Here is a 4,556-nt window from a genome sequence, read left to right on the forward strand (position 1 = left end):
CGCGTTGTATTCATGTCGCCACTCACGGGCATCGGGATCTTGCACCGAGAGCAGCAAGCCTGCCAAGTTGTACGCGTAATGCCACGTACTCGATAGTGGGTCACAGTAGCTGAGCAGTTGTCCATTGTCATTGTAGGAATAGGTATGAACTTGCCCATTAGGCTCGGTGACCTGAGTGACGTTACCCCAGTCGTCGTATTGGTATTCGGTGCGCTGACCTAATGGGTCGGTGACTGCTGTCAGGTTATCAAAATTCCACTCTTGATCGGTTCGGTTACCTTGCGGGTCGACAATCGCAATGATGCGGTTTTTATCGTCTTTTACATATTGGGAGGTGCCACCAAAGGCACTTTGGTAGTAGGTGATCCGTTGTTCATCGTCGTAGTGGATGTAGTCATTCCAATATTGGCCGGCACATCGAGTGGCAATGGCTCGGCCTTGTACATCGTAATCGTGCTCAACCCATGTGTCGGCAAGGTCATTCCAGCGAGTGAGTAAGCCTGTTTTGGAGTATGTGTAGTCGAAGTTTCGACCGTCATTGGCTCTGACGGAAACCAGGTGACCGCGTTGGTCGTATTGATAGGTCGCTAGGGTTTGGATGAGTTGTCGATGCTCATCCAATAAATCGAGCTGCTCGATACGGCGGTGTTGAGTATGGACTTGGATCAGAGTGTCGTCTGACAGCACCACCCATTTTAGGGTGCCACGTTCATAAAGAAAGTGGACTGCGTTGTCACTTGCATCAGACAGCTGGGTGAGGCGCACTTGATTGCCTAAGGCGTGGCCAAAGTGGTATCTTCTGCCGTCTTTATTTTTGAGGATGAAAGCCTCATTGGTGCGATAGAGTCGCCATTCTGGTTTTAGATTGGATTTTGAGCACTCCTCCCCGTTTGGGATAGCAAAAGTCGCGACGGAATAATCGACATCGACAAAGGTGACAAGGTTGCCTTTAATGTGAAGACAACGATCCCAACTGCTGCGCCAAATCGTCCCGAGTAATCCTGTCTCTTGAGCGCCGGTGGATTGGTAGTATCGGCGATGCTCAATGGGAACGAAGCCAGGTAGGGTGAAGTCTTGTCTCTCTTCAAAGACTTTCCCTGTCGACATATCGATCGGTTCGCCCTCGGATGTAGAGGTTTGCCCGTCTGTTTTTTTTTCTACATTATTGGCCTCACCTTGATTTTGGCTCGTTCGGGTTGAATGAGGATTATTTATTCCGGCATTGATGTTATCGGGGGTTTTCGCGCTCCCTTTGCCTGTTCCGGTCACACGTGTGACGACTTTGCCAATAAATTCCTGCACTTTATTGGTTAGCCATGCCACCATGTCAATGATCTTTGCAGAGAGCTTTTTCATGGCATCAATCATGCCTTGGAAAGCGTCTTTCATCAGCGTGAAGATCCACGATGCGCCGTCTTTCAGGGCTTGCTCAAGGCCAGCGATGATCTCATCGATCAACGCTATTGCTTTTTTACCATACTCCTGAAGTTTGGGCGCAAAGTCAGACAGGTATTTGACGACATTACCATTTGATATGCTGCGGATGGTTTTCGTTGCAAGTTGAAACGCGGCGGGATTGGGTTTACGCATCGCATCAATGACCGCATTGCCAGTTTTTTTAATGGCATCGCCCAAACCGGGTACAAAGCCAATGCCGACCAAAGCACCCGCTGCCCAGTGCCATGAATCGAGGTTATCGCCTTGATAGGTTTTCCAGCCCCAATCACCGAGGTCATATAAGTCCATAGCTTGGCCGACAACGGGCACAAACCCCAACGCAATTTGGCAAAACAATAAAATGGTCGTGTTATCTTGAGATTGCCCGGCGAGCTCAGCGGCCAAACTGGTATGGATATTATTGACCGCTTCACGTAACTCTCTTGGGCCTTGGTTGATGTGTTTATTCAGTGCCCAAAAACGTTGGTAAGCGGGGTCGTATTTATCTTCAACACTTAACGCCCCAAACCAAACTTTATTGTCGATATCAATGAAGTGGTTGGAGCTGTCGTCTTTATCATAGGTGAGAATGTTCTCTCGGCTCAGAATGCTGTAAAGAGAAAAGTATTCGCCAGCCATCGTCGCGTGGGTAGGGTTATGTTGCAGGGAAGGGTTATTAGCCAGCACCTCGTCTGGGCTGAATTCGTCACTGCCTTCATAAAGCAAGAGCTCAAAGCCGCCACAGCCAATGTTTTCAATTTTGCACAGTCCTTTTTCGTCGGTAACGCCTTTGATGGTCGTGCCGTTACTGTCTTTCATAACAAAAGGAGCATTGGGGACAGGCTTATCGTCATCATAGTGGTAACGAATAAAGATTTCACAGCCACATTCGATACAGCCGCCAGACAGTACATTATCGGTTGAGAAATTTTGCTCAGCCGCTTGTGCACTGCTAATGAGCTGTGTTTTTCTGTCTTGATTCATCCTTTGTGCTCCTTATCCAGTTGTTCGATAGCGCACTGATACAGTTTGTCCATGCGAGACAGAGTCCCCATTACTGAGGGGGCGTTGAGCGGTTGCTGTGCCCATGACGTCTCAATAAATTGTTCCCCCAATACGGTGGCTAAGCTCAAGTAGCGGATCACGTCTTTTTCGTTGGTGAATTGGAGTTGATTGGCGGTATCGATGTTACGAAGTAAAAAAGTGGAGAGCTCGTTATCGCTCCAGTTTTCCACGTCACTGTGATGCTGTCGTAAATGGTCAGCGTATTTTTTATGCTGATGACGATGGGCGAAGGCCTTCAAAGCAGAATGTTGCTTTTCGCTGAGCCGTTGCGGTGAGCGGTGTGGCAGTGTGCTTTGTTGCCTCGTGTTTAACGAGATTTGTTGGACGTGAGTCTGATCTTTATGCCAATAGGCAAACGTCTCAAACGGGCCAAAGAGCGAGGTCAGTTCACTTGGATTACTGGCATTAAGTAGCACTTGTAATACCTCCCAGTCGGAGAGACGAAGAAGCATGGCTCCCTGCTCATGACTCCCTTGGTCGGGTTCAATTAAAGTCCATTCGCGTAAATGATGGAGTAGATAAAACCAAGAATTGTTGCGTGTTAGCGCCTCTTCCCTTGGAATGAGTAGGATGCCCCAATGTGGCTGAAAAGCGATGTTTTTTTCAAAATCTGACCACCCCTCTAGTTTGAGTAGATAAGGTGAAATAGAAGCATGGACCTTGCCCATTTCGCCCCAGTATAGGGCGTTCTCTTCATCGGCAGATAGGTTGTGTTTAAGAGCGTCATCTGCCAAGGTTCTAACCAAGGGGTTGATGGCAGATTCAGCCAGTAGGTACACGGGTGTGTCTTGAGTCATTTTTTGCCAATCGACAAGCGCAACCTTGTTATAAAGTAAATGTTCAGTCATTGATTAACTCCGCACAGCCCTCAATACCTAACCAACCTTGTTGTTGATACCCGTGAAGTAAATCAGGCTCTTGTTGAAATCGTTGATGGAAATGCCCAATGGATTGGCGCAGTGGATATTGGCGAAGGCGTGTTTGAAAGTCAGGGTGGTCATCGAAGTGGCTGCTTAAATAAAACCGATACATGGCATAGGTTTCATGTGCGAGTGAAGATTCATTCGGGTATTTTTGAGCTGCGATGGCTAACCCCTCCCAGAATAAGTTTTTTACATTGGCATAAGGCAATAGCCACCCGTATTGTGGTGCCAGTTTTTCATGAAGTATGCCCGCTAAAGTGTTGATGCGTTGTTCGTAAAAGAGGACATCATATTGCGCTTGTGTAAGGGTTAGCTGAGTGAACTTTTGTTGTGATTCAAGCTGTTGATTAGTTAACCAATCAACAGCTTGAATCTTACACAATGCTTGATTTTTCTCCGATGAAAATGGGGCATAGAGCGCGATATGTTTACCGCATAACGCGGCTTGTTGTTGCTGAGTAAAGACTTGCCACAGTTTTTGCAGCACTGAAAAATCATAGAAACGCAACATAGCCTGCTCCCCATTTGGGTAAATGCAGGTTAGCCACTTAGCCCAGTGCGCTTGGATCTCTTTCAGAGTGCCTGGGTAAACCCCAACGAGTCCAAAGCGGAGAAACGCGTCACCCTGCTCAAGCAGCCAAAAAAAGAGTGTTTCGCCTGGTTCCCCCTCTTTTATCTCGATCAATAAAGGAGAAAAATCTGACAGTTGGTGATAGTCCGTATTTTGATAAAGAGGCAGCCAGTGCGCATCGTTTCGAGTAGAAAACGCCCCCCAAAATTCATTTATTTTTGGAAACAACGGTTTGTCGACCAGTAGATAAAGCGTGTCAGATGTATTCGACATAATATCGAATAGCGATACGCTTTTAATTTCTATATCGTCGTTGGAAGATTCTGGCATCATAAGTACTATCCCGATCTGAATTCGTCAGATCTTCATGTTTCGGAAACTTTGGTCTTGCAGCGCTAAAAGCAGTGCTCTATACCAAAACGTTCTTTAAGGATCTTTTCATCTTGGCGTTTTTCCTGCTCGGTTTGTTCCCTTAGGTATTCATTCACACCTTCCACTTTGCATTCGGTTTTCGGCATATAACCGTGCGGCTCTTTACAAAAAACGATGTCATTGCGAAA

The 4,556-nt window shown here is 46.9% G+C and carries 3 protein-coding genes; all 3 read right to left on the reverse strand.

Annotation, left to right across the window (positions count from 1 at the left end):
- Positions 1 to 2,421, reverse strand: a 2,421-nt coding sequence (locus tag QTN95_RS19710; protein WP_331418694.1) for a DUF6531 domain-containing protein, incomplete at its 3' end; no start/stop codon positions are given.
- Positions 2,418 to 3,350 carry a DUF4123 domain-containing protein gene (locus QTN95_RS19715; RefSeq protein WP_331418696.1) on the reverse strand — a complete coding sequence of 311 codons (933 nt, stop codon included), beginning with the start codon at positions 3,348 to 3,350 and terminating at the stop codon, positions 2,418 to 2,420. The genes QTN95_RS19715 and QTN95_RS19710, both read right to left, overlap by 4 nt.
- A complete protein-coding gene (locus QTN95_RS19720) occupies positions 3,343 to 4,329 on the reverse strand; it encodes a DUF4123 domain-containing protein (RefSeq protein WP_331418697.1) in 987 nt (328 codons plus the stop codon). Before QTN95_RS19720 ends, QTN95_RS19715 begins: the two co-directional genes overlap by 8 nt.
- Positions 4,330 to 4,556: the final 227 nt, after the last annotated feature.

Origin of the sequence: Vibrio sp. M260112 (assembly GCF_036533775.1) — a bacterium.
Lineage (GTDB): Bacteria > Pseudomonadota > Gammaproteobacteria > Enterobacterales > Vibrionaceae > Vibrio.

Coding starts and splice junctions, on each gene's coding strand:
- QTN95_RS19715 (WP_331418696.1), bottom strand. CDS start 3,350: ATGACTGAACATTTACTTTATAACAAGGTTGCGCTTGTCGATTGGCAA.
- QTN95_RS19720 (WP_331418697.1), bottom strand. CDS start 4,329: ATGATGCCAGAATCTTCCAACGACGATATAGAAATTAAAAGCGTATCG.